Here is a 21,357-nt window from a genome sequence, read left to right as displayed (position 1 = left end):
GGGTGGCTCATCAGTTCACCGTGCGAGGCCCACGCAGGCCCGATCGCTGCACCACCCGCTGGATCGAGAGGTCTCGCTCGTCGGGGCGCCCGACGTACCGGATGTCGCGCAGGCCCTGCTCCTGGGCCGCGGACTCGAAGCAGAAGTGACCGAAGCCGAGGATCCGCCCGTGCAGCGGCTTGGCGACGGTGATGTCCAGGATCCGGGTCAGCGGCATCGTGGCCAGCTGCTGGGACAGGACCCCGTGCACCCGGAAGACCCGCATGTTGGTGATCACGAAGCGGTCCATGTGCTCGCCCAGCGCGCGCCAGCCGCCGTGCGCCACCAGCGCGACGACGAGCAGGAAGGGGAGCCAGGCCAGGTCCGCGTCGACGAACGGGAGCGCCACCAGCAGCGCCAGGGCGAGCAGCCCCTCCAGCGCCGGCAGGACGTAGGCCACCCAGTGGTGGCGGACCTCGTCGACGATCACCTCGCCCTCCTCGCGCAGGAGGTGCTTGGCGATGTTCGGGTCGGTCACCGCCCGGAGGAGACCCACGACAGGGCCCGTCTCAGAACGCGCCGACGAAGGCGATGATCGCCTCGAAGGCGCTGCTCAGGCCGCCCCAGCCCTCGGAGCCGCCGGTGCGGGCGAAGTCGGCGAGACCCTGGGGGTCGTTGACCATCCAGTACCCGAGGAGCACGACGAGGAGGGCGAGCACCGCCTTCTTGGCGTTCATGGCTGGTCCGTCCTGTGTCCGCGGGCATGGGTCGTCATATTTCTAGCAGCCCGCGACCCCGCACCCGCGCAGGCGCGCCCGGGGACGACGAACGCCCAGGACCTGAGACGGTCCTGGGCGTCCGCGTGGAACGGAGTGGAGGGTCAGGAGACCTTGTTGGCCGCCTCGGAGAGCGCGGTGACGAAGTCGTCGAGGCCCCAGGTCAGCGACAGCGCGGTGGGCGGCGAGATCGACGCCACGAGCGGCGCGCCGGTGATCTCGGCGATGGTGCCGTTCTTGGCCTGCTGCATGGCCTTGGTGGAGGCCGAGTCGCGCACCTTGGCGGCCTGTTCCTCGCTGTCGGCGTAGGAGACCAGCACGTCGGAGGTCAGCTTGTCGGACTCCTCGTAGGAGATCGTGTAGAAGAAGGTGTCCTCGCCGGTCTCGAGCTTGTCGACGCTCGGTGCGACCTCGAAGCCGAGGTCCTCGAGGAACTGCACGCGCGGGTCGTCGCTGGTGTAGACGTACAGCGAGCCGAAGTCGGCGATGGCGGCGATGGTCTTGCCCTTGAACTCCGGGTGCTCCTCGGCCGCGGTCGCGACCTGCCCGTCGATCTCCTCGACCAGCTCCTCGGCCTCGTCGGCCTTGCCCAGCGCCTCACCGGTGGTGGTGATGACGTCGCGCCACGGGGTCGCCCAGGCCTCGCCGGGATAGGCGACGGTGTCGGCGATCGCCGAGAGCTTCTTGTACTGCGCCTCGGTGATGCCGGAGTAGGTCGCGAGGATCACGTCGGGCTTGGCCTTGATGATCTCCTCGTAGGGGGGCTCCTCGCCCTCGGTGAACAGCGTGGGGGTCTCGGCGCCCTTCTCCTCCAGCGCCTCGGCGGTCCACGGCATCAGGCCGTTCTCGTCGGCGCCGTAGGTCAGCGAGGGCATCGCCACCGGCACCACGTCCAGGGCGATGGCCGCGTCGGCCGAGCCCCAGCCGAGGGTCACGACGCGCTCGGGCTGCGCGTCGATCTCGGTCTTGCCGAAGACGTGCTCGATGCTGACCGGCTCGAACTCTGCGGCCGAGGAGTCCGCGCCGCCCTGGGCATCGTCGGAGTCGCTCTCGGACCCGCACGCGGCCAGGGACAGCAGCGAGACCGCGAGGGCCACGCCGACCAGACCGCGGGACCGACGCAGCCGAGCGGGCGTGCGCGGAAAGGCGTTCTTCAAGGACACGGGCTTACTCCAGATCACTGAACTCGCGCCACCCCACTGGTAGCACGGTAAGGCTATCCTAACTTAGCGTTCAACGGAGGGACGGTGGAACCCGGACAGCGGCACCACCATCGGGTCCCCGGTGACCGGGTCGGGCACGACCACCGAGTCCAGTCCGAACGCCGCGCGCACCGTGTCCACGGTGAGGATGTCCCCGGGCGCGCCCTGGCACAGGATGCCCCCGTTGCCCATCACCACCATGTGGTCGGCGTAGCGGGCCGCGAGGTTGAGGTCGTGCAGGACCATCACCACCGTGCTGCCCCGGGTGTGGTTGAGCTCGGCCAGCAGGTCGAGGATCTCGACCTGGTGGGCGACGTCGAGGTACGTCGTCGGCTCGTCGAGGAGCAGGATCCGCGGCTCCTGGGCCAGCGCCATCGCGATCCACACCCGCTGGCGCTGCCCGCCGGAGAGCTCCTCGATGCGCCGCCCGGCGATGTCGCCGGTCCCGGTGGCCGCCAGCGCATGCGCGACGATCCGGGTGTCCTCGGCGCTCCAGCGCCGGAAGACGCCCTGGTGCGGGTAGCGCCCCCGCCCGACGAGGTCGCCGACGGTGATCCCCTCCGGGGCCAGCGGCTGCTGCGGGAGCAGGCCCAGCACCGAGGCCACCTTGCGCGCGGACATCTGGTGGATGTCCTCGTCGCCGAGCAGGACCCGGCCGCGGTTGGGGCGCAGCAGCCTGCCCAGACCGCGCAACAGGGTGGACTTGCCGCAGCCGTTGGCCCCCACGATGACGCTGACCTTGCCCGAGGGCAGCTCGAGGTCGAGGTCGTCGACGACCTGACGGCGGTCGTAGGCGAGCCCGAGTCCCTCCGCGCGCAGCGTCGGCGGGGTGCTCGGCGCGACGGCCCGGTCGGGGGCCGTGGCGGTGGGTGCGCTCATGCGCTCCTCCTCAGGGGACGGGAGCTCGCGAGGAGCCAGATCAGGTAGGGCCCGCCGATCACGCCGGTCACCACACCGACCGGCAGCTGTACGCCGTCGAGGAGGTGCTGGGCGGCCAGGTCCGCGACGACCATGATCACCACGCCCACCAGGGCGGTGGCCACCAGGGAGAGGCGACCGTCGGCGACGAGGCGGCGGGCGATGGGAGCGGCGGTGAGCGCCACGAACGCGACCGGCCCGGCGGCCGCGGTGGCGACGGCGGCGAGCGCCACGCCGAGCACGATCGCGCCCAGCCGCAGCCTCGCCGAGGAGACCCCGAGCGCGCTGGCCGCCTCGTCGCCCATCTCGAGCATGCCCAGGGGCCGCCCCAGCACCAGCGCGAGCGGCACCAGCACGACCAGCGCGAGGGTCAGCCGGCTGATCGCGTCGTACTCGGCGGAGGACACCGAGCCGGAGAGCCACACCATCGCGGTCTGGGCGTCGCGCGCGTCCACCCGGGTCAGCACGTAGCTGAGCACGCTGTTCGCCACGAAGGCCAGCGCGATCCCGCACAACACGAAGCGGTGCCCGGCCAGGCCGCCGCGGGAGGCCAGCAGCAGGTTCACCCCGGCGATCACCGCGGCGCCGACCAGGGCGCCGAGCGAGACCATCGGCCCCGAGAGACCGAGCACCAGCAGCGCGACCACCGCCCCGACGCTGGCACCCTGCGAGATCCCGATGATGTCGGGGCTGGCCAGCGGGTTGCGCAGCACCGACTGGAACAGGCCGCCCGCCAGCGCGAAGGCGACGCCGACCAGCACCGCCATCAGCACCCGCGGCAGCCGGAACTCCACGAGCACCAGGCGGGAGATCTCGTCGCCGCGGCCCAGGGCGGTGGCGAAGACGTCGCCGACGCCGACCGCCATCTCGCCGACCGACAGGGTCAGCAGGATCGTGGCCACGGCGAGCACGCTCAGCACGGCGTTCACCGCGATCCGGCGGGTACGGCGGGTGCGCGCGGTGCTGCGCAGCAGCAGCCGCGCCTCCCGCTCGCCGACCCCGGTGGGTCGCTCCTCGAGCAGGGTCACATCGCCACCCCCTTCGAGCGGCGCACCAGCGCGATCAGCACCGGAGCCCCGATCACGGCGACGACGAGCCCGGCCTCGAGCTCGCTGTGGGGCAGCACCAGGCGCCCGAGGATGTCGGCGCACAGCAGCAGGACCGGCCCCAGCAGCATCGACCAGGGCAGGATCCAGCGGTAGTCAGGGCCGACCACGAAGCGCGCCACATGCGGGACCATCAGGCCCACGAAGGCGATCGGGCCGACCAGGGCGGTGGCGCCGCCGCACAGCAGGACCACCGCGAGCAGGACGATCGCCCGGCCGCGCAGGACGTGCTGGCCCAGCCCGCGGGCCAGGTCCTCGCCCAGCGACATCGCATTGAGGAAGCGGGCACTCAGCATCGTCAGCACGATCCCGGCGAGCAGGAACGGCGCGATCACGGCCACCGTCGAGAGCGGGCGGTTGATCAGCGAGCCGACCTGCCAGAAGCGGTACTGCTCCAGCACCGAGCGGTCGGTGAGCAGCACCATCGTGATCAGCGAGGTGGTGGTGGCGGTGAAGGCGGCGCCGACCAGCGCCAGCTTGACCGGGGTGGGCCCCTCCCAGCCGAGCGTCGCGACGCCGTAGACGACCAGGGCCGCCAGGGCGGCGCCCACGAAGGCGAACCAGATGAAGCCGGCCGCGCCGGTGATGCCGAAGACGGAGATCGCCACGATCACCGCGAGCGAGGCGCCCGAGTTGATCCCCAGCAGTCCGGGGTCGGCGATCGGGTTGCGGGTGAGCCCCTGCATCAGCGCGCCGGCCAGGCCGAGCGCCATCCCGCCCAGCAGCCCGACCAGCGTGCGCGGCAGCCGCAGCTCGCGCACGACGCGGTGGTCGTTGTCGGACAGGTCGGGCGCGAGGAGGGCGTCGAGCACCGCCCCCGGGGCCACGTCGCGGGTCCCCCAGGCGAGACTGACCAGGCAGACCCCGACCAGCAGCAGCGCGAGTCCCAGCAGCGACAGTGCCGTGGTCCCGCGACGCCGCCCGGGGAGCGCGTCGTCGCGCCGCGCGGCGCGTTCCGGCACCGGGCGAGGCTTGTCGAGGGTGGTCACAGGGGTTCCCATCAGGTGAGGCTCACCTAACTATCACACGGGACCCGGCGCCTCGCACGCTCTGCCCCGCCCCAGCCGTGCGAGCCCGATCACAGGCCCGCGGTCACGCTACTCCGCGTACGCCGCGAGCAGCTCGTCGGCCGCCGCGTAGGGGTCGGACTCCCCCGCCGCGACCCGGGCGGCGAGGTCGTCGAGCTCGGTGCGGCCGCCGACGTCCCCCCAGCGCTCGCGCAGCGCGGTGACCGCGATCGTCTCGATCTCGTGGCGCGCCCGGGCAGTGCGCCGACGCTCGAGCTCGCCGCTCTCACGCAGCCAGGCGTGATGGCGCCCAATCTCCGCGACGACCTCGTCGACCCCCTCCTCCTTCGCCGCGATCGTCTTCACGATCGGCGGCTGCCAGGCTCCCTCCCGTCGCTCGGAGAGCGAGACCATCGACCGGATCTCGCGGCGCAGCTGGTCGGCCCCGTCGCGGTCGGCCTTGTTGACCACGAACAGGTCGCCGATCTCGAGGATCCCCGCCTTCGCCGCCTGGATCCCGTCGCCCATCCCGGGCGCGAGCAGCACCAGCGTGGTGTCGGCCTGGCCGGCGATCTCGACCTCGCTCTGGCCCACCCCGACGGTCTCGACGAGGATCACGTCGCAGCCGGCGGCGTCGAGCACGCGCATCGCCTGGGGGGTCGCCCAGGACAGGCCGCCCAGATGCCCGCGCGAGGCCATCGAGCGGATGTACACCTCGGGGTCCAGCGCGTGGTCCTGCATCCGCACCCGGTCGCCCAGCAGGGCGCCCCCGGTGAACGGCGAGGAGGGGTCGATGGCCAGCACGCCGACGCGCTTGCCCGCCCGGCGCAGCTCGGTGACCAGGGCGCTGGTCGAGGTCGACTTGCCGACGCCCGGGGAGCCGGTGATCCCGACGACCTGGGCGTTCCCGGTGTACGGCGCCAGCGCGGCCATCACCTCGCGCAGCAGCGGCGAGGCGTCCTCCACCAGGGAGATCAGCCGGGCGACGGCTCGGGGCTCACCCTCGCGGGCCCGGGAGACGAGGTCGGGGACCGACGCCGCAGCGCGACGTCGGCCCCCGAGGGTCCCGTTGCTGGTGCTCACTCAGGCCTTCGGCACGCGCACGATCAGCGCGTCGCCCTGGCCGCCGCCACCGCACAGGGCGGCCGCGCCGATGCCGCCACCGCGACGCTGCAGCTCCAGTGCGAGGTGCAGCACGATCCGGGCCCCGGACATGCCGACCGGGTGTCCCAGCGCGATGGCGCCGCCGTTGACGTTGACCTTCTCCTCGTCGACGCCGAGGTCGCGCGCCGAGGCGATGCCCACGGCCGCGAAGGCCTCGTTGATCTCGAACAGGTCGATGTCCTGGACCGAGATGCCCTCCTTCTCGGCCGCCTTGGCGATCGCCGCCGACGGCTGGAGCTGCAGGGTCGAGTCGGGGCCGGCGACCTGGCCGGAGGCACCGATCTCGGCGAGCCACTCCAGGCCGAGCTCCTCGGCCTTGGCCTTGCTCATCACCACCACGGCGCAGGCGCCGTCGGAGATCTGCGAGGAGGAGCCCGCGGTGATCGTGCCCTCCTTGGCGAAGGCGGCACGCAGCTTGGCCAGCGACTCGGCGGTGGTGTCGCCGCGCACGCCCTCGTCGGTGGCGACCTGGGTCTCGCCACCGCGGCCCTTGATGGTGACCGGGACGATCTCGTTGTCGAAGACGCCGTTCTTGGCCGCGGCCGCGGCGAGCTCGTGGCTGCGCGCGGAGAAGATGTCCTGCTCCTCGCGGGTGAGCTTGGCCGAGGCGGCGTTGCACTCCTCGGTGAGGATGCCCATCGCCTGGTTCGTGAACTGGTCGTAGAGCGCGTCGTAGGCCATCGAGTCGACCAGCGCGACGTCGCCGTACTTGAAGCCCTCGCGCGACTTGGGCAGCACGTGCGGAGCGTTGGTCATCGACTCCATGCCGCCGGCGACGACGATGTCGTGCTCGCCGGCGCGGATCAGCTGGTCGGCCAGCGCGATGGCGTTGATGCCCGAGAGGCAGACCTTGTTGATGGTCAGCGCGGGCACGTTCATCGGGATGCCGCCCTTGACGGCCGCCTGGCGGGCGGTGATCTGCCCGGCCCCGGCCTGGATGACGTGGCCCATGATGACGTACTCGACCTGGTCGCCGGTGACGCCGGCCCTCTCCAGGGCGCCCTGGATGGCGACCCCGCCCAGGTCGGCGGCCGACTGGCTCTTCAGTCCGCCCAGCAGGCGTCCGATGGGGGTGCGTGCCCCCGCGACGATGACGGATCCGGACATGGTGCCTCCCTGGCAACGGGTTCACTTTTTCCCGGCCCACGAGTCACGGGCCGGTCATGACCAGCGACGATACCCATGAGTAGCCGTCTCCGGGGAGGGGTCCGCCGCACGCGTGGACTGTAGCGCTCGTCACAGCCGGCGGCGAGTGCGCTGAGCCCCTGGCGGGGCCTGGGCCTCGGCGTACGATGGCGTTCATGACAGCCCCGCTGGAGATTCCCGAGCACCTGTTCACCTGCATCGACCACGTCGGCGTCGCCGTGCCCGACCTGGACGAGGCGATCGCGATGTATCGCGACAAGTTCGGCATGCATGTGGTGCACCAGGAGGTGAACGAGGCGCAGGGGGTCCGCGAGGCGATGGTGGCCGTCGGTGACTCCGGCTCCTGCATCCAGCTGCTGGCCCCGCTGAACGAGCAGTCCACGATCGCCAAGTTCCTCGACCGCTCCGGTCCGGGCCTGCAGCAGCTCGCCTACCGCGTCACCGACGTCGAGCAGGTCTCGGCGATCCTGCGCGAGCGCGGCCTGCGCCTGCTCTACGACGCCCCGCGCCGCGGCACGTCGGACTCCCGGATCAACTTCGTGCACCCCAAGGACGCCGGTGGCGTGCTCGTCGAGCTCGTCGAACCGGCGAAGGTTCCCGCGCACTGACTCAGCACTAGATGACTCAGCACTAGATGATTCGGCGCTGGATGACTCAGCGCCAGGTGCGCGCCCAGGTGAGCCGTAGCCGCTCACCTGGGCGCACCTGCGCCGCCCGGTCGACGTCGGCGTCGAGCACCACGGCCACCACCGGGTAGCCGCCGGTGACCGGATGGTCGGCCAGGAACAGGACGGGCTCGCCGGCGGGCGGGACCTGGATCGCTCCGCGCAGCACTCCCTCGCTGGCCAGTGCGACGGCACCCGGGGCAGGTGCCAGCACTCCCCCGGTCAGGCGCATGCCCACCCGGTCGGAGTCCGCCGAGGCCGTCCACGTCGTGGTGACCAGAGCCCCCAGGTCCGCGATCCGGTGGTGGCGCGGCCCCGGCACCGCCCGCAGCACCACCTCGTCGCGGTAGCCGGGCAGCGCCACCGCGCCGACCACGGGCTGGGCCTCCCCCGGCTCCCCGACGTCGAGCACGTCACCGGGCACGACGGGCGCCGGGCCGAGCCCGGCCAGCACGTCGCGGCTGCGTGAGCCCAGCACCGGGGGCACGTCGATGCCGCCGCGCACCGCCAGGTAGGAGCGCAGTCCGCCCGGCGGCGTGCCCAGCCGGAGCACCGAGCCGGCCGGGACGGCCACCACCCGGCCGGGCCCGACCTCGCGCCCCGCCACGCTCACCGGGGCGGGTGCCCCGGTCACGCAGACCCAGGCGAGGGCCTCCTCGACGACCAGCTCGAGTCCCCCCAGCACCACCTCGAGGGCGGCCGCCCCGGGCGGGTTGGCGAGCATCCGGTTCGCGAGCAGGTACGACGCCCGGTCGGCCGCGCCGCTGCGACCCACCCCGATCGCCGCCTGGCCCGGGCGCCCCAGGTCCTCGACCAGGCACGGACCGCCGACGCGGCGCACCCGCAGCCGGGGGCGGCTCACGACTCCACCACGAAACGGACGCTCGCGCCGGGGCGCAGCAGCGCGGGCGGCTCGCGCTCCAGGTCCCACGTCGACACGCGCGTGGTGCCGATCAGCTGCCAGCCCCCGGGCGACTCACGCGGGTAGACCCCGCTGTACTCGTCGGCCAGCGCCACCGCCCCGGCGGGCACGCGCGTGCGCGGACGCGGTCGGCGCGGCACCCGCAGCCGGGGGTCGCCGCCGACGAGGTAGCCGAAGCCGGGCGCGAAGCCGCCGAACGCCACCCGCCAGGGGGTGCCGGTGTGGGCGCGGACCACCTCCTCGGCGGCCAGGCCGGTCAGCCGGCACACCTCGGCCAGGTCCGGGCCGTCGTAGCGCACCGGGATCTCCACCACGTCCTCTCGCGCGGACGCCGGCGGGCCGGGGGTCGGGTCGGTGGAGCCGGCGAGGCGCTCCAGGGTCGCGGCCAGGTCCGCGCGCAGGCGGGCGACGGGCACGCCCTCGCCGGCCAGGCACAGGACCGTCGAGCTGGCCGGGACCAGGTCGCCCACGCTGGACACAGCGGCGGCGCTCAGCGCGTCGACCAGGCGCAGCACCGCCGCGGTGTCGGCCAGCTCGACCAGCACCGCCCGGTCGCCGTACGGCAGCAGGCGGGGGGTCGGGCCGCGCCGGCCCGTCACACGAACGGCTCCACGTCGACCCCGACCCGGGCCAGCTCCTCCCGGATCCGGCGCGCCATCCGCACGGCGTCCGCGGAGTCGCCGTGCACGCACACCGACTCCGCGCTCAGCGCCACCTCGCTGCCGTCGACGGCCTCCACCACGCCCTCGGTGACCATCCGGACCACCCGCCGGGCCACCACCTCGGGGTCGCTCAGCAGGGCGCCGGCCGCGCGGCGCGCCACTAGGGTGCCGTGCGGGGTGTAGCCCCGGTCGGCGAAGACCTCGCGCACCACGCGCAGCCCGGCCTCCTGCGCCACCCGCAGCAGCACGCTGCCGGGCAGGCCCAGCACCGGCAGCGACGGGTCCCAGGCGCGGACCGCGGCGACCACCGCCCGCGCCTGCTCCTCGTGGTGCACGACCGCGTTGTAGAGGGCGCCGTGCGGCTTGACGTAGCGCACCCGCGTCCCCGCCGCGCGCGCCATCGCCTCCAGCGCCCCGATCTGGTAGAGCACGTCGGCGGTCAGCTCGGCCGGCTCCATCTCGATGAAGCGCCGGCCGAAGCCGGCCAGATCGCGGTAGCCCACCTGGGCGCCGACCGCGACGCCCTGCGCCGCGGCGTGGCGACAGGTCGTCTGCAGGGTGAGCGGGTCCCCGGCGTGGAAGCCGCAGGCGACGTTCGCGCTGCTCACCACGGCGAGCATGGCCTCGTCGTCGCCCAGCACCCAGCGCCCAAAGGACTCCCCCACGTCGCTGTTGAGGTCGACGCGAGGCGCGGTCACAGGTCTCCTGAGGAGTTCGATCGGCGGGACGGACTGGTGGCGCCCGGGTCCCGCGCAGCGTAGGAGTTGTGTCGAGGGTCCGCAAGATAGATCACACGGGGCTGACACCCGGTGCTACTCCTGAGTAGATTCCGCACCACTTGCCGCAGCCCCGCCTCGACACAGGAGTACCCGTGAAGCAGATTCTCGACGCAATCCTCGCCGGCGACACCAGCGCGGAGGACTTCGCCGCACTGCCCCTCCCGGAGTCCTACCGGGCGGTGACGGTCCACAAGGACGAGGTCGACATGTTCGAGGGCGTCGCCACCCGCGACAAGGACCCCCGCAAGTCGCTGCACCTCGACGACGTGCCGCTGCCCGAGCTCGGACCCGGCGAGGCGTACGTCGCGGTGATGGCCTCGGCGATCAACTACAACACCGTGTGGACCTCGATCTTCGAGCCGGTCTCCACGTTCGGCTTCCTGGAGCGCTACGGGCGCCAGTCCGAGCTCACCAAGCGCCACGACCTGCCCTACCACGTGGTCGGCTCCGACCTGGCCGGCGTCGTGCTCAAGACCGGCCCCGGCGTCACCCGCTGGAAGCCCGGCACCGAGGTCGTCGCCCACTGCCTCTCGGTCGAGCTCGAGGACCCCGACGGCCACGACGACACGATGCTCGACCCGCAGCAGCGGATCTGGGGCTTCGAGACCAACTTCGGCGGCCTCGCCGAGATCGCGCTGGTCAAGTCCAACCAGCTGATGCCCAAGCCCGCCCACCTGACCTGGGAGGAGGCCGCCTCCCCCGGCCTGGTGAACTCCACGGCGTACCGCCAGCTGGTCTCCAAGAACGGCGGCGCGATGAAGCAGGGCGACAACGTCCTGGTCTGGGGCGCCTCGGGCGGCCTCGGCGGCTTCGCCACGCAGTACGCCCTCAACGGCGGCGCGACCCCGATCTGCGTGGTCTCCAACGAGGAGAAGGCCGCGATCGCCCGCAGCATGGGCGCGGAGCTGATCATCAACCGCTCCGAGGAGAACTACCAGTTCTGGAAGGACGAGCACACCCAGGACCCCAAGGAGTGGAAGCGCTTCGGCGCGAAGATCCGCGAGCTCACCGGCGGCGAGGACATCGACATCGTCTTCGAGCACCCGGGCCGCGAGACCTTCGGCGCGAGCGTGTACGTGACCCGCAAGGGCGGCACGATCACCACCTGCGCCTCGACCTCGGGCTACATGCACGAGTACGACAACCGGTACCTGTGGATGAACCTCAAGCGGATCATCTCCTCGCACTTCGCCAACTACCGCGAGTCCTGGGAGGCCAACCGGCTCATCGCGAAGGGCATGATCCACCCGACGCTGTCGCAGACCTACGGCCTGAACGAGGTCGGCCAGGCCGCGCTCGACGTCCACCAGAACGCCCACCAGGGCAAGGTCGGCGTGCTCTGCCTGGCCCCCGAGGAGGGTCTGGGCGTGCGCGACCAGGAGATGCGCAGCCGCCACCTGACCGAGATCAACCGCTTCCGCGGCGTCTGAGCCGGCGGCCTCTCGGGGCCCCCGCGACATTCCCACCCCGGCTCGCCGAACGCCTGCGAGCCGGGGTGGGTTGTTCACCGCCCATGCGCGACACTTGAGTCCTTCGCCGCACCGCCAGGAAGAGGTAGCCACGACATGAGCAACCAGGGTCTGTCCATCTTCGACGAGGAGCCGGGGGGCACCGAGGCGTCCGTCGATGACCAGCCGACCCGGTTGATCCCGGCCGTGGAGCAGGAGCAGGGCGGCACCGCCCGATCCGCCGCCTCCACGCCACCTCCCACCGCCCCCGGGCGGACGGCGCCGCCGACCGCGCAGCGCCCGGTCGCTCAGCCCGGCCCGACCGGACAGCAGCGCCCGGCGATGGCCTCGGGCGCGAGCGCGTTCGACCCGGGCAGCCTGCCCGTGGTGCGTCGCGGCGGCTACGACCGCCAGGCGGTGGACGCGCAGCTGCAGGCGATGCTCGCCGAGCGGGCCGCGCTGGCCGGCGACCTGGCCCAGGCGCAGCAGCGCCTGGCCGGCCTCGAGGCCGAGACCGAGCGGCTGCGCACCGAGCTCGACGAGAACAAGAACCCCTCCTACGCCGGTCTCGGCGGCCGAGCCAGCGCCATGCTGCGCCTGGCCGAGGAGGAGGCCGCCGACGTCCGGGCCTCGGCCGAGCGCGACGCCGGGGAGATCCGCGAGCAGGCCGCCCGGGACGCGAAGGCGATCCGCGCCGACGCCAGCCGCGAGGCCGAGGACATGCGCATCGTCCAGCTCAAGGACCTCGAGGAGCGGCGCATCCGCATCCTCGCCGACGCCGAGCAGGAGCGGACCCTGGCTCGGGCCGAGGCCGCCGACACCCTCGCCTCGGCACGGCGCGAGGCCGACCAGCTGCGGCTGGCCGCCCAGCAGGAGGCCAACGACCTGCGCATCTCCGCGACCCGCGAGTCCGAGCAGGCCCGCGCTGCCGCCGACCGGGAGGTGCAGGAGGCGCGCCGCACGCTGGCGGTGGAGAAGGAGCGCCTGGCCCGCGAGGCCACCGACCACCACAACAGCGCCACCGCCGAGACGCGTCGCCTCGTCGAGGAGGCCGAGCAGCGCGCGGCCGCCGCCGAGGAGCGGGCCCGCGAGGCCATGACCCAAGCCAACGCCCAGCGTCAGCAGGCCCAGACCGAGTCCGAGGCCCTGGTCAGCCGGGCGCGGCGCGAGGCCGAGCAGATCGTCACCTCCGCGCGCACCCAGGCCCAGTCGATCGCCGCCAGCGGCGACGCTGAGGCGGAGCGCGAGCTCGCCGTGATCCGCGCCGAGGTGGAGCGGATGTCCAAGCGTCGCGACGCGATCGCCGCCCAGCTGGGCGCCCTGCGCGACGTCGTCGCGGGGTTCACCGAGGACGAGTCCTGACCGAGGCACCCGCCGAGCCACGCAGCGGCCGCCCCCGGGCACCTCGCCAGGGGCGGCCGCTGCTCTCGCACTCCCCCTTCACCATCGGCTTCTTCGGGGCCCTGGGCGCGATGCTCGCGATCTGGCTCGGCACGCAGGTCGTCTCGATCAGCTCGAGCCTGCTGCTGATCGTGGTCGCGGCGTTCCTCGCGGTGGGCCTCAACCCCTGGGTCGAGCTGCTGATCGTGCACGGCGGGCTGCGGCGCCCGTGGGCGGTCACGGTGGTGATCGGCTTCGTGGTGCTCGGCATCACCCTGTTCCTGCTGGCGCTGGTGCCGGTGATCACCGAGCAGGTCACCCAGATCACCAAGAGCGCGCCGGACTGGCTCGACCAGCTCCAGCACAACGACCGGGTCCAGGAGCTCGACGCGCGCTACGGGATCATCGACCGGGCCAAGGACTACATCGCCGAGGGCGGCTTCGCCTCGGCGGCCTTCGGCGGCGCGCTGGGCTTCGGCATCGCGGTGCTCTCGGTGCTGTTCAACGCGTTCATCGTGATCGCGCTGACGCTCTACTTCCTCGCCTCGCTGCCCCACCTCAAGGCGTCGCTCTACCGGCTCGCGCCGGCCAGCCGGCGCCCCCGGGTGAGCGCCCTGGGCGACGAGATCCTCGGCAACGTCGGCGCCTACGTCTCCGGCGCCTTCCTGGTCGCGCTGACCGCGGGTGTGACCTCGCTGGTGTTCCTGATCGTCGTCGGCCTCGGCGAGTACGCCGTCGCGCTGGCCTTCGTGGTCGCGCTGCTCGACGTGATCCCGATGATCGGGGCCACCCTCGGCGCCGTCATCGTCAGCGCGATCGGCCTGGCCAACGACCCCCGGATCGGGCTGGCCTGCGTGGTGTTCTACGTCGTCTACCAGCAGATCGAGAACTACGTGATCTACCCGCGGGTGATGTCGCGCTCGGTCGACGTGCCCGGCGCGGTCATCGTCATCGCGGCGCTGGTCGGCGCGGGGCTGCTCGGCGTGGTCGGCGCGCTGCTGGCGATTCCCACCGCCGCCGCCATCCTGCTGCTGATGCGCGAGGTCGTGGTCAAGCGCCAGGACGCCCGCTGAGACGGCTCACTCGCTGAGCGGCGACTCCGGGTCGCCCACGGGGACGTTGCGCTCGCCGGTCTTCACCACGACGACCCCGGCCAGGATCAGCACGCCACCGAGGAGCTGCCCGGCACGCGGCAGCTCCTCGAGCAGGAGCCAGGCGAAGAGCAGGGCGCAGAGCACCTCGGTCAGGGCGACGAAGGAGGCCAGCCGCGAGCCCAGCCGGCGGCTCGCGCCGATCCCCGCGGTGTAGGCCAGGGCCGCCGAGACCAGGCCCAGCCCGAGCAGCGGCACCCACCACGAGACCGTGCCCGTGGCGTACGCCACGGGGCGGGTGTTGGCCGCCATCGGGACCAGCCCGAGCAGGCCCGCCGTGGCCAGCACGAGGCCGCCGACCAGCAGCCCCCCTCCGGCCAGGACCAGCGGGGGCAGGCCGTTGTCCTCGTCGGCGGAGATCACGAAGTAGGTCGCCGCACCGAGCATCGCACCGAGCGCCCACAGCACCCCGCTCAGGCTCAGGTCGGCACCGGAGATCAGGTCCAGGACCAGGACCAGCCCCGCCGTGGCGATCGCTGCTCCGGCTACCGTCAGCCACCCGGGCCGCTGTCCGTGACGCGCCCACATCCACAGCACCACCGCGACCGGCGCGGTGTACTCGATCAGCAGCGCCACGCCGACCTGCAGCTCGGCGACCGCGTAGAAGTAGCACAGCTGGCACCCGGCGACCGCGACCAGTCCGTAGGTCGCGACCAGGCCCGCGTGGGCGCGCAGCAGCCCCCAGCGCCCGCGCAGCAGCACCAGAGCCGGGACCCCCAGGATCAGGGCGCCGAGCCAGACGCGCACCGTCACCGCTGCTCCGGCCGACCAGCCGGCCTCGAGCAGCCCGCGGGCCAGAGCTCCCGACGTGCCGAAGGCGGCCGCGGACAGCAGCGCCAGTGCCACTCCGGAGCCCAGCCGCGACGACGCGCGGGTGTCATGAGTGATCGTGCCCATGGGCAATGACGCTAGGTCCGGTCTGAGTAACCTGTCAACATGCCCTTCACCCATGACACCGAGGTGGCGCTCCTGGCTGCGGTGACCCTGGTCAACACCGCCTCACCCCCGGACACGCTGCAGAGCGTGGCCGACCTGGACGCGTTCTACGCGCGCTTCGAGTACACCGGGCGCCACCAGCGCGACACCGCCGAGCTCGGCGCGGTGCGCGCCCTGCGCCCCGCGCTGCGCGAGCTGCTCACCAGCGAGCGCGACGCGGCCGCCGGCCTCGTCAACCGGATGCTGGCCGAGGCGCGGGCCCTGCCCCAGCTGGTCCGCCACGACGACTGGGACTGGCACCTGCACGCGGTCGACCCCGAGCAGCCGCTGGCGACGCGGATCGTGGTGGAGACCGCGATGGCGATGATCGACGTGATCCGCGCCGACGAGACCTCACGCCTGGGTGTGTGCGCCGACGACGGCTGCGACGGGCTGGTCCTCGACCTCTCCCGCAACCGCTCGCGGCGCTTCTGCAGCACCGCGTGCGGCAACCGGGTGGCGGTGGCGGCCTATCGAGCGCGACGCGCGGGCGCCTGAGCGGCGCCTGAGCGACCGCTCAGCGACGCCAGCGCAGCCACAGCAGCGAGACCAGGTACACCAGGCCGCCGAGCGCTCCGAGCTGGTAGTAGGGAGAGCCGTCCCCGCCTTGGGCCAGCTCGATCACGAACATCGCCAGCACTGCGAGCAGCACGCTCATCCCGGCCGTCAGCGCCGCGGAGCGGTCGATCTCGTTGATCCGCTCGTCGGTCCGCTCACGCAGCCCGGAGGCCGTCTCGCTGAAGCGGGTGGCGAGCAGGAAGCCTCCGCCGGCGGCCAGCATCAGGACCAGGCCGAACACCCCGAAGGCCAGGTCGTCGCCCAGCAGGCCGGCCACCAGGTAGGCCACCCCGGCCAGCACCGCCACGGCGGGGATGGCCCAGCGGGTCAGGGACGTGGGGCTCTCACGCATCGACATCGAACACCTCTTCCACGGTCGTGCCGAAGAACCGGGCCACCGTGATGGCCAGCGGCAGGGACGGCAGGTAGCGACCGGTCTCGATCGAGTTCACGGTCTGCCGCGAGACACCGAGCGCCCGGGCCAGGTCCGCCTGGGACAGGCCCCGGGCCGCGCGCAGCTCCCTCACGACGTTCTTCATGTGTCAAGCATGCTTGTCACTATGCGGGTGTGTCAAGTGTGCTTGACATCCCCGTCTCAGCAGAACCGGCGCGCGCCCCGAGGCGTCAGCGCCCGGTCACGCAGCAGCACCGGGATCCGCTCCCCCCACTGCCGGCAGGTACGACGGAAGTCGGCGCGGCCGTACTCCACCGCCAGCACCCGGGCCCCGTACGACGCGACGTAGGCGCCGCACTCGCGCCAGCGCCCGCAGGACTCCGCGATGGCGAAGTCGAAGCCGAGGCTCCTCCCGTCCAGCTCCGCCCAGTTCTTCTGCGCCACCTCCAGCCCGGCGTCGTGGGCGCGCGCGATCAGCATCCGGGCGTAGGCCTTCGCGTGGCGCGGGCGCAGCAGCCCCCGGCTGCGGCTGAACGAGTCGAGGTTGTCGAGCTCGACGGCGTCGAACCCGTCGGCGGCGCAGCCGTCGATCCACTCCCCCACGATGGCGCTCAGTGCAGCCCGGTGGGCGGGGGTGCGCAGGTCCAGCAGCCACTCCCCCCACCCGGAGTCGACCACCGGGCGCCCGCCCTGCTTGAGCACCAGTCGCCAGTGCCGCTCGCGCCACACCCGGCGCTGGTCCGGCTGGGTCTGGAAGGCGTTGACGTAGCAGACGTTCCAGCGCCCCGGCACGGGAGCGGCCTCCCGGTCGCGGACCACCACGCCGACGTGGTCGGGGGCCGCGCGCGGCCCGCCCAGCTGGTAGTCCCAGCCGGCCCCCGGCGGAGGGCCGGCGGCCGCCGCGGGCGAGCCCAGCAGCCCCAGCAGGAGGGTCACCAGCACGGCGGGCAGGGCGAGGGAGACGAGGCGCACGGGCTCAGTGTGCCTGCTCGGGCCGGGCGGCGGCTGCCCGGAGCAGCCGGGCCGCGAGCTCGCCCAGCGCCTCGCGCAGCTCGGGTGGATCGAGTACCTCGATCTCGAAGCCCAGCCAGGCCAGGTGCAGCGCCATCGACGCCAGGCTGTCGGCGCCGGCCTCGAGCAGGCAGTTCGACGCGTCCAGCGGGGTCACCGTGCCCGACTGCGGGGTGACCACCTGGCGCACCTCCTCGGCCGGCGCGCCGAGCCGCACCCGGGTCTGCCAGCGATAGGGACCGTGTGCCACCGCCCGCTGCACGAACGCCGCCGGGTCGGGGTGCTCGCGTGGCGGGAAGCGCCAGGTCGTCGCCCGGACCCCGCTCATCCGGTCCAGCCGGAAGGTCCGCCAGTCGTCGCGCTCCACGTCCCAGGCCATCAGGTACCAGCGCCGGCCGGCGGCCACCATCCGCACCGGCTCCACCGTGCGCTCGCCGGCGTCCCGGCCGTGCGGGGTGTACCCGAAGCGGACGCGCACGCTGTCGCGACAGGCTCGGGCCAGGGTCAGCAGCGCCTCGCCGTCGATCTCGATCGCGGTGCCGGCCAGGGTCACGGTGGCGTCGCGGATCGCCCGCACCTCCGCGCGCAGCCGCGGCGGCATCACCTGGTCGAGCTTGGCCAGGGTCCGCAGCGCCGCCTCGCTCGCGCCGGCCACGGTGCCGCCCGCGGCCAGGCGCAGCGAGACCGCGACGGCCACCGCCTCCTCGTCGTCGAGCAGCAGGGGCGGCAGCGCCCGGCCGGCACCGAGCTGGTAGCCGCCGCCCACCCCCTGCGTGGCGTTGACCGGGTAGCCCAGCTCCCGCAGCCGCTCGACGTCGCGCCGGATGCAGCGGGTGGTCACGCCCAGCCTCTCGGCCAGCTCCGGCCCGGTCCACACCGGACGCGACTGGAGCAGGGAGAGCAGGGTCAGCACCCGCTGGGTCGTGTCGGCCATACCCCCAGGATCGCAGAGGTAGCGGACCGAAACGGTCCTGTATTGCCGCCAGGGTGGGCTCATGACCACGACGACCCTGACCTGGAACCCCCTTCTCCTCGACCAGATCGACTGGCACTGGCGCCACCAGCTGCGCCCGCGGCTGGATGACCTCACCGACGCCGAGTACTTCTGGGAGCCGGCGCCCGAGACCTGGAACGTGCGCCCGCGCGGCACCGGCACCGCCCCGGTGCAGGGAGGAAGCGGCCCGTTCACGATCGACTTCGCCTTCCCCGAGCCCGACCCGGCGCCGGTGACCACCATCGCCTGGCGGCTGGGGCACGTGATCGTCGGCGTCCTCGCCGGGCGCAACGCCGCCCACTTCGGCGCTCCGCCGACCGACTACGTCTCCTTTGACTACGCCGGCACCGCGCAGGGAGCGCTCGCCCAGCTCGACGACGCGTACGCGACCTGGACGGCCGGCGTGCGCGCCCTCGGCGAGGAGGGCCTGACCCGGCCGTGCGGCGAGGCCGAGGGGCCCTGGGCCGAGCACCCGATGGCCGAACTGGTCCTGCACATCCACCGCGAGCTGATCCACCACGGTGCCGAGATCGCGCTGCTGCGCGACCTGCACCGCGCCACCACCGTGAACCGGACCCCCGGCGACCACGTCGCCGCCACCACCGAGGAGCACAGCTGATGCCCGGACAGGCCCCACCCGTACGCGACGAGCGCGACGCCCTACGCGCCTACCTTCTCCAGCAGCAGGATGCCTTCCGGGCCGTGGCCTACGGCCTCACCGACGAGCAGGCCGGGCTGGCTCCGACCCCGAGCGCGCTCAGCGTCGGAGCGCTGGTCAAGCACGTGAGCGACGTCCAGGAGGGCTGGCTGGCCCAGGCGCTCGCGGCGCCCGAGCACCCCGTCGACGAGCGCAGCGACGAGGAGCGGTACGCCGCCCGGGAGGCGGCGTACACCTGGTTGCCCGGCGACACCGTCCAGGCGGCGCTCGCCGCGTTCGACGACGTCTCGGGCCGGGTGCTGGACGCCGTGACGCGCCTCGACCTGGACACCCCCGTCCCGGTGCCGCCGGCGCCGTGGAACCCCACCGACATCGAGGCGTGGTCGGTGCGGTGGGCGTGGTTCCACCTGATCGAGGAGCTGGCCCGGCACGCCGGGCACGCCGACATCGTCCGCGAGGCGGTGGACGGCGCCACCATGTACGAGCTGGTGGCCGGGCGCGAGGGCTGGCCGGCCACGCCCTGGCTCACTCCGTGGCAGCCCGCCCAGCCGGCCTGAGAGCGTCAGGGCCGGCCACGCCACGGCGGGTGGCGTGACCGGCCCGGCCGCTCAGCGGGCGCTGTAGTCGCGGAAGCCGCGCTTGGTCTTGCGGCCCAGGTAGCCGGCGGTGACCAGGTGCTCCAGCAGCGGCGCCGGCGCGAAGCCGGGCTCGCGGAACTCCAGGTAGAGCTCGCGCTGGATCGCCAGCGAGACGTCGTTGCCGACCACGTCGAGCAGCTCGAAGGGGCCCATCGGCAGCGCACAGCCCTGCTTCATGGCGATGTCGATGTCGTCGGCCGAGGCGTAGTGGGCGTCCAGCATCTTGACCGCGTCGTTGAGGTAGGGGAACAGCAGCGCGTTCACGATGAACCCGGCGCGGTCGCTGCAGGAGACGGCCACCTTGCCGACCTTCGCGCACAGCGCCAGCACGGTCTCGGCGACGTCGTCGGAGGTCGACACCGTGGAGACCACCTCGACCAGCTTCATGATCGTCGCGGGGTTGAAGAAGTGCATGCCGATGACGTCCTCGGGACGCTTGGTCACCTTGGCCATCGCGATGATCGGCAGGCTCGACGTGGTCGTGGCCAGGATGGCGCCCGGCTTGCAGATCTCGTCGAGGTTCTCGAACAGGGTGGTCTTGATGGCGAGGTCCTCGGCGATCGCCTCCACCACCAGGTCGACGTCCTTGAGGTCGTCGAGGCGGCTGGAGGCGGTGACCCGGGCGAGGACCTCGGCCTTCGCCTCCTCGGTGCTCTTGCCGCGCTGGATCTGCTTGTCGAAGCTCTTGGTGATCGCGGCGATGACGCCGTCGGCCTTGGCCTGCGAGCGACCCACGCAGAGCACGTCGTACCCGCTCTTGGCGAAGACCTCGGCGATGCCCGAGGCCATCGTGCCGGTGCCGACCACGCCGACCAGCTTGATGTCGCGCTTGAACTGGGGCGCGGAGTCGGCCGAGGGGGTCTTGTCGTCGGCGACGACGACGGGGCTGTCGGGCGCCTCGTAGGTGTAGAAGCCGCGCCCGGTCTTGCGGCCGAGCATGCCCGCGGTGACCATCTGCTTGAGGATCGGGGCGGGCGCGTGCAGCCGGTCGCGGCCCTGCTTGTACATCGTGTCCAGGATCTCGTACGCCGTGTCCAGGCCGATCAGGTCCAGCAGGGCCAGCGGGCCCATCGGGTAGCCGCAGCCGTAGCGCATGCCGGCGTCGATGTCCTCGCGGGTGGCGTAGCGGCCCTCGAACATCCGCACCGCGTGGTTGAGGTAGCCGAAGAGCAGCGTGTTGGCGATGAAGCCGGCCTTGTCGCCGCACACCACCGGGTTCTTCCCCAGGCCCTCGACCAGGCCCTGGACGTCGGAGAGGACCGCGGGCTCGGTGACCACCGTGCGGACGATCTCGACGAGGTTCTGGACCGGGGCGGGGTTGAAGAAGTGCACGCCGATGACCCGGCCGGGGCGCGCGTTGGCGGTGGAGATCTCGGTGACCGAGAGCGAGGAGGTGTTGGTCGCCAGGATCGCGTCGGGCGAGACGATCTCGTCGAGGGCGGAGAAGAGCTCCTTCTTGACCGGCAGCGACTCCACCACGGCCTCGACCACGAGGTCGGCGGGGGCCAGGTCCTTCATCTCGCTGGTCAGCGTGATCCGGTCGAGCAGCGCCTGGGCGTCGTCCTCGCTGAGCTTGCCACGCTTCACCGCACGGTTGGTGGAGGCCTGGAGGTGCTGGCGGCCGCGGGCGATGCCGTCCTCGTCGCGCTCCACGCCGATGACGGTGTAGCCGTTGCGGGAGAACACCTCGGCGATTCCGGCACCCATGGTGCCCAGACCGATGACGCCGATGGTGCGGAACTCGCGCTGGCTCTCAGTGGGGGTGCTCGTCATGTCCGGATCATGGCACGTATCTACCCTCCGGTAACAGTGACCTAAGCCACC

24 protein-coding genes are annotated in these 21,357 nt (G+C 72.8%); 7 read left to right on the top strand and 17 right to left on the bottom strand.

The features are described from left to right. Nucleotides 1-10: 10 nt before the first annotated feature. From AC6EI4_RS09670 to AC6EI4_RS09635, 8 genes are all read right to left on the bottom strand, one after another. Nucleotides 11-517, bottom strand: a complete 507-nt coding sequence (locus AC6EI4_RS09670; RefSeq protein WP_498451313.1) for a PH domain-containing protein — start codon at nucleotides 515-517, stop codon at nucleotides 11-13. A gap of 31 nt (nucleotides 518-548) precedes the next feature. Then, nucleotides 549-716, bottom strand: a complete 168-nt coding sequence (locus AC6EI4_RS09665; RefSeq protein WP_498422502.1) for a hypothetical protein — start codon at nucleotides 714-716, stop codon at nucleotides 549-551. A 143-nt stretch (nucleotides 717-859) separates the two neighbouring features. After that, nucleotides 860-1,918, bottom strand: a complete 1,059-nt coding sequence (locus AC6EI4_RS09660) for an iron-siderophore ABC transporter substrate-binding protein (RefSeq protein WP_498422501.1) — start codon at nucleotides 1,916-1,918, stop codon at nucleotides 860-862. A 63-nt stretch (nucleotides 1,919-1,981) separates the two neighbouring features. Further along, nucleotides 1,982-2,836: an ABC transporter ATP-binding protein gene (locus tag AC6EI4_RS09655; RefSeq protein WP_498422499.1), complete on the bottom strand. Its 855-nt coding sequence runs from the start codon at nucleotides 2,834-2,836 to the stop codon at nucleotides 1,982-1,984. Then, nucleotides 2,833-3,903, bottom strand: a complete 1,071-nt coding sequence (locus AC6EI4_RS09650) for a FecCD family ABC transporter permease (RefSeq protein ID WP_498451312.1) — start codon at nucleotides 3,901-3,903, stop codon at nucleotides 2,833-2,835. Before AC6EI4_RS09650 ends, AC6EI4_RS09655 begins: the two co-directional genes overlap by 4 nt. Further along, the gene (locus AC6EI4_RS09645; protein ID WP_498451311.1) at nucleotides 3,900-4,982 is read right to left on the bottom strand and encodes a FecCD family ABC transporter permease; all 1,083 of its coding nucleotides are present in this window, start codon (nucleotides 4,980-4,982) and stop codon (nucleotides 3,900-3,902) included. Before AC6EI4_RS09645 ends, AC6EI4_RS09650 begins: the two co-directional genes overlap by 4 nt. A gap of 96 nt (nucleotides 4,983-5,078) precedes the next feature. Next, the gene (gene meaB, locus AC6EI4_RS09640; protein WP_498422493.1) at nucleotides 5,079-6,071 is read right to left on the bottom strand and encodes a methylmalonyl Co-A mutase-associated GTPase MeaB; all 993 of its coding nucleotides are present in this window, start codon (nucleotides 6,069-6,071) and stop codon (nucleotides 5,079-5,081) included. Beyond that, a complete protein-coding gene (locus AC6EI4_RS09635; RefSeq protein WP_498422491.1) occupies nucleotides 6,072-7,259 on the bottom strand; it encodes an acetyl-CoA C-acetyltransferase in 1,188 nt (395 codons plus the stop codon). A 194-nt stretch (nucleotides 7,260-7,453) separates the two neighbouring features. Here AC6EI4_RS09635 and mce point away from each other — a divergent pair, with 194 nt between their 5' ends. Continuing rightward, nucleotides 7,454-7,906: a methylmalonyl-CoA epimerase gene (gene mce, locus AC6EI4_RS09630; protein WP_498422490.1), complete on the top strand. Its 453-nt coding sequence runs from the start codon at nucleotides 7,454-7,456 to the stop codon at nucleotides 7,904-7,906. A 46-nt stretch (nucleotides 7,907-7,952) separates the two neighbouring features. On the opposite strand, the gene AC6EI4_RS09625 is transcribed toward mce, so the two are convergent. The 3 genes from AC6EI4_RS09625 to AC6EI4_RS09615 are packed head-to-tail and all read right to left on the bottom strand — an operon-like array spanning nucleotide 7,953 to nucleotide 10,245. Continuing rightward, nucleotides 7,953-8,825, bottom strand: a complete 873-nt coding sequence (locus tag AC6EI4_RS09625; RefSeq protein ID WP_498422489.1) for a 5-oxoprolinase subunit C family protein — start codon at nucleotides 8,823-8,825, stop codon at nucleotides 7,953-7,955. Beyond that, nucleotides 8,822-9,484 (bottom strand): 5-oxoprolinase subunit B family protein, encoded by a 663-nt coding sequence (locus AC6EI4_RS09620; protein WP_498451310.1) that lies wholly within the window; start codon nucleotides 9,482-9,484, stop codon nucleotides 8,822-8,824. The genes AC6EI4_RS09625 and AC6EI4_RS09620 overlap by 4 nt, the downstream gene beginning before the upstream one ends. Beyond that, nucleotides 9,481-10,245 (bottom strand): LamB/YcsF family protein, encoded by a 765-nt coding sequence (locus tag AC6EI4_RS09615; protein WP_498422485.1) that lies wholly within the window; start codon nucleotides 10,243-10,245, stop codon nucleotides 9,481-9,483. Before AC6EI4_RS09615 ends, AC6EI4_RS09620 begins: the two co-directional genes overlap by 4 nt. A gap of 173 nt (nucleotides 10,246-10,418) precedes the next feature. Here AC6EI4_RS09615 and ccrA point away from each other — a divergent pair, with 173 nt between their 5' ends. From ccrA to AC6EI4_RS09600, 3 genes are all read left to right on the top strand, one after another. Further along, a complete protein-coding gene (ccrA, locus tag AC6EI4_RS09610; RefSeq protein ID WP_498422484.1) occupies nucleotides 10,419-11,756 on the top strand; it encodes a crotonyl-CoA carboxylase/reductase in 1,338 nt (445 codons plus the stop codon). Nucleotides 11,757-11,891: 135 nt separating this feature from the next. Continuing rightward, nucleotides 11,892-13,136 carry a hypothetical protein gene (locus AC6EI4_RS09605; protein WP_498451309.1) on the top strand — a complete coding sequence of 415 codons (1,245 nt, stop codon included), beginning with the start codon at nucleotides 11,892-11,894 and terminating at the stop codon, nucleotides 13,134-13,136. 110 nt (nucleotides 13,137-13,246) lie between these two features. Next, nucleotides 13,247-14,227, top strand: a complete 981-nt coding sequence (locus AC6EI4_RS09600) for an AI-2E family transporter (protein WP_498451308.1) — start codon at nucleotides 13,247-13,249, stop codon at nucleotides 14,225-14,227. A 6-nt stretch (nucleotides 14,228-14,233) separates the two neighbouring features. On the opposite strand, the gene AC6EI4_RS09595 is transcribed toward AC6EI4_RS09600, so the two are convergent. Next, a complete protein-coding gene (locus AC6EI4_RS09595; RefSeq protein ID WP_498451307.1) occupies nucleotides 14,234-15,202 on the bottom strand; it encodes an EamA family transporter in 969 nt (322 codons plus the stop codon). 39 nt (nucleotides 15,203-15,241) lie between these two features. On the opposite strand from AC6EI4_RS09595, the gene AC6EI4_RS09590 reads away from it, so the two are divergent. Next, complete coding sequence (locus tag AC6EI4_RS09590; RefSeq protein ID WP_498451306.1) at nucleotides 15,242-15,778, top strand: CGNR zinc finger domain-containing protein; 537 nt, start codon at nucleotides 15,242-15,244, stop codon at nucleotides 15,776-15,778. A 19-nt stretch (nucleotides 15,779-15,797) separates the two neighbouring features. Here AC6EI4_RS09590 and AC6EI4_RS09585 read toward each other — a convergent pair whose 3' ends face one another. From AC6EI4_RS09585 to AC6EI4_RS09570, 4 genes are read right to left on the bottom strand one after another with little or no spacing between them, the layout of a single operon-like run. Next, nucleotides 15,798-16,196 carry a hypothetical protein gene (locus tag AC6EI4_RS09585; protein WP_498422475.1) on the bottom strand — a complete coding sequence of 133 codons (399 nt, stop codon included), beginning with the start codon at nucleotides 16,194-16,196 and terminating at the stop codon, nucleotides 15,798-15,800. Further along, nucleotides 16,183-16,377: a helix-turn-helix transcriptional regulator gene (locus AC6EI4_RS09580; protein ID WP_498422473.1), complete on the bottom strand. Its 195-nt coding sequence runs from the start codon at nucleotides 16,375-16,377 to the stop codon at nucleotides 16,183-16,185. Before AC6EI4_RS09580 ends, AC6EI4_RS09585 begins: the two co-directional genes overlap by 14 nt. Nucleotides 16,378-16,433: 56 nt before the next feature. After that, the gene (locus AC6EI4_RS09575) at nucleotides 16,434-17,204 is read right to left on the bottom strand and encodes an endo alpha-1,4 polygalactosaminidase (protein WP_498451305.1); all 771 of its coding nucleotides are present in this window, start codon (nucleotides 17,202-17,204) and stop codon (nucleotides 16,434-16,436) included. Between the two features lie 4 nt (nucleotides 17,205-17,208). Continuing rightward, nucleotides 17,209-18,177, bottom strand: coding sequence for a helix-turn-helix transcriptional regulator (locus AC6EI4_RS09570; RefSeq protein ID WP_498451304.1), 969 nt, complete (start codon nucleotides 18,175-18,177; stop codon nucleotides 17,209-17,211). A 61-nt stretch (nucleotides 18,178-18,238) separates the two neighbouring features. Here AC6EI4_RS09570 and AC6EI4_RS09565 point away from each other — a divergent pair, with 61 nt between their 5' ends. Next, complete coding sequence (locus AC6EI4_RS09565; RefSeq protein WP_498422468.1) at nucleotides 18,239-18,856, top strand: DinB family protein; 618 nt, start codon at nucleotides 18,239-18,241, stop codon at nucleotides 18,854-18,856. Next, nucleotides 18,856-19,452: a DinB family protein gene (locus AC6EI4_RS09560; RefSeq protein WP_498422466.1), complete on the top strand. Its 597-nt coding sequence runs from the start codon at nucleotides 18,856-18,858 to the stop codon at nucleotides 19,450-19,452. Before AC6EI4_RS09565 ends, AC6EI4_RS09560 begins: the two co-directional genes overlap by 1 nt. Before the next feature lie 51 nt (nucleotides 19,453-19,503). Here the strand turns inward: AC6EI4_RS09560 and AC6EI4_RS09555 are convergent, their stop codons facing one another. After that, nucleotides 19,504-21,306: a 3-hydroxyacyl-CoA dehydrogenase family protein gene (locus tag AC6EI4_RS09555; RefSeq protein WP_498451303.1), complete on the bottom strand. Its 1,803-nt coding sequence runs from the start codon at nucleotides 21,304-21,306 to the stop codon at nucleotides 19,504-19,506. Nucleotides 21,307-21,357 lie beyond the last annotated feature (51 nt).

The organism is Nocardioides sp. Z43_10 (assembly GCF_059766615.1).
Note: the sequence above shows the minus strand (reverse complement) of the source record. Positions and strands in the feature narration are given on the sequence as shown.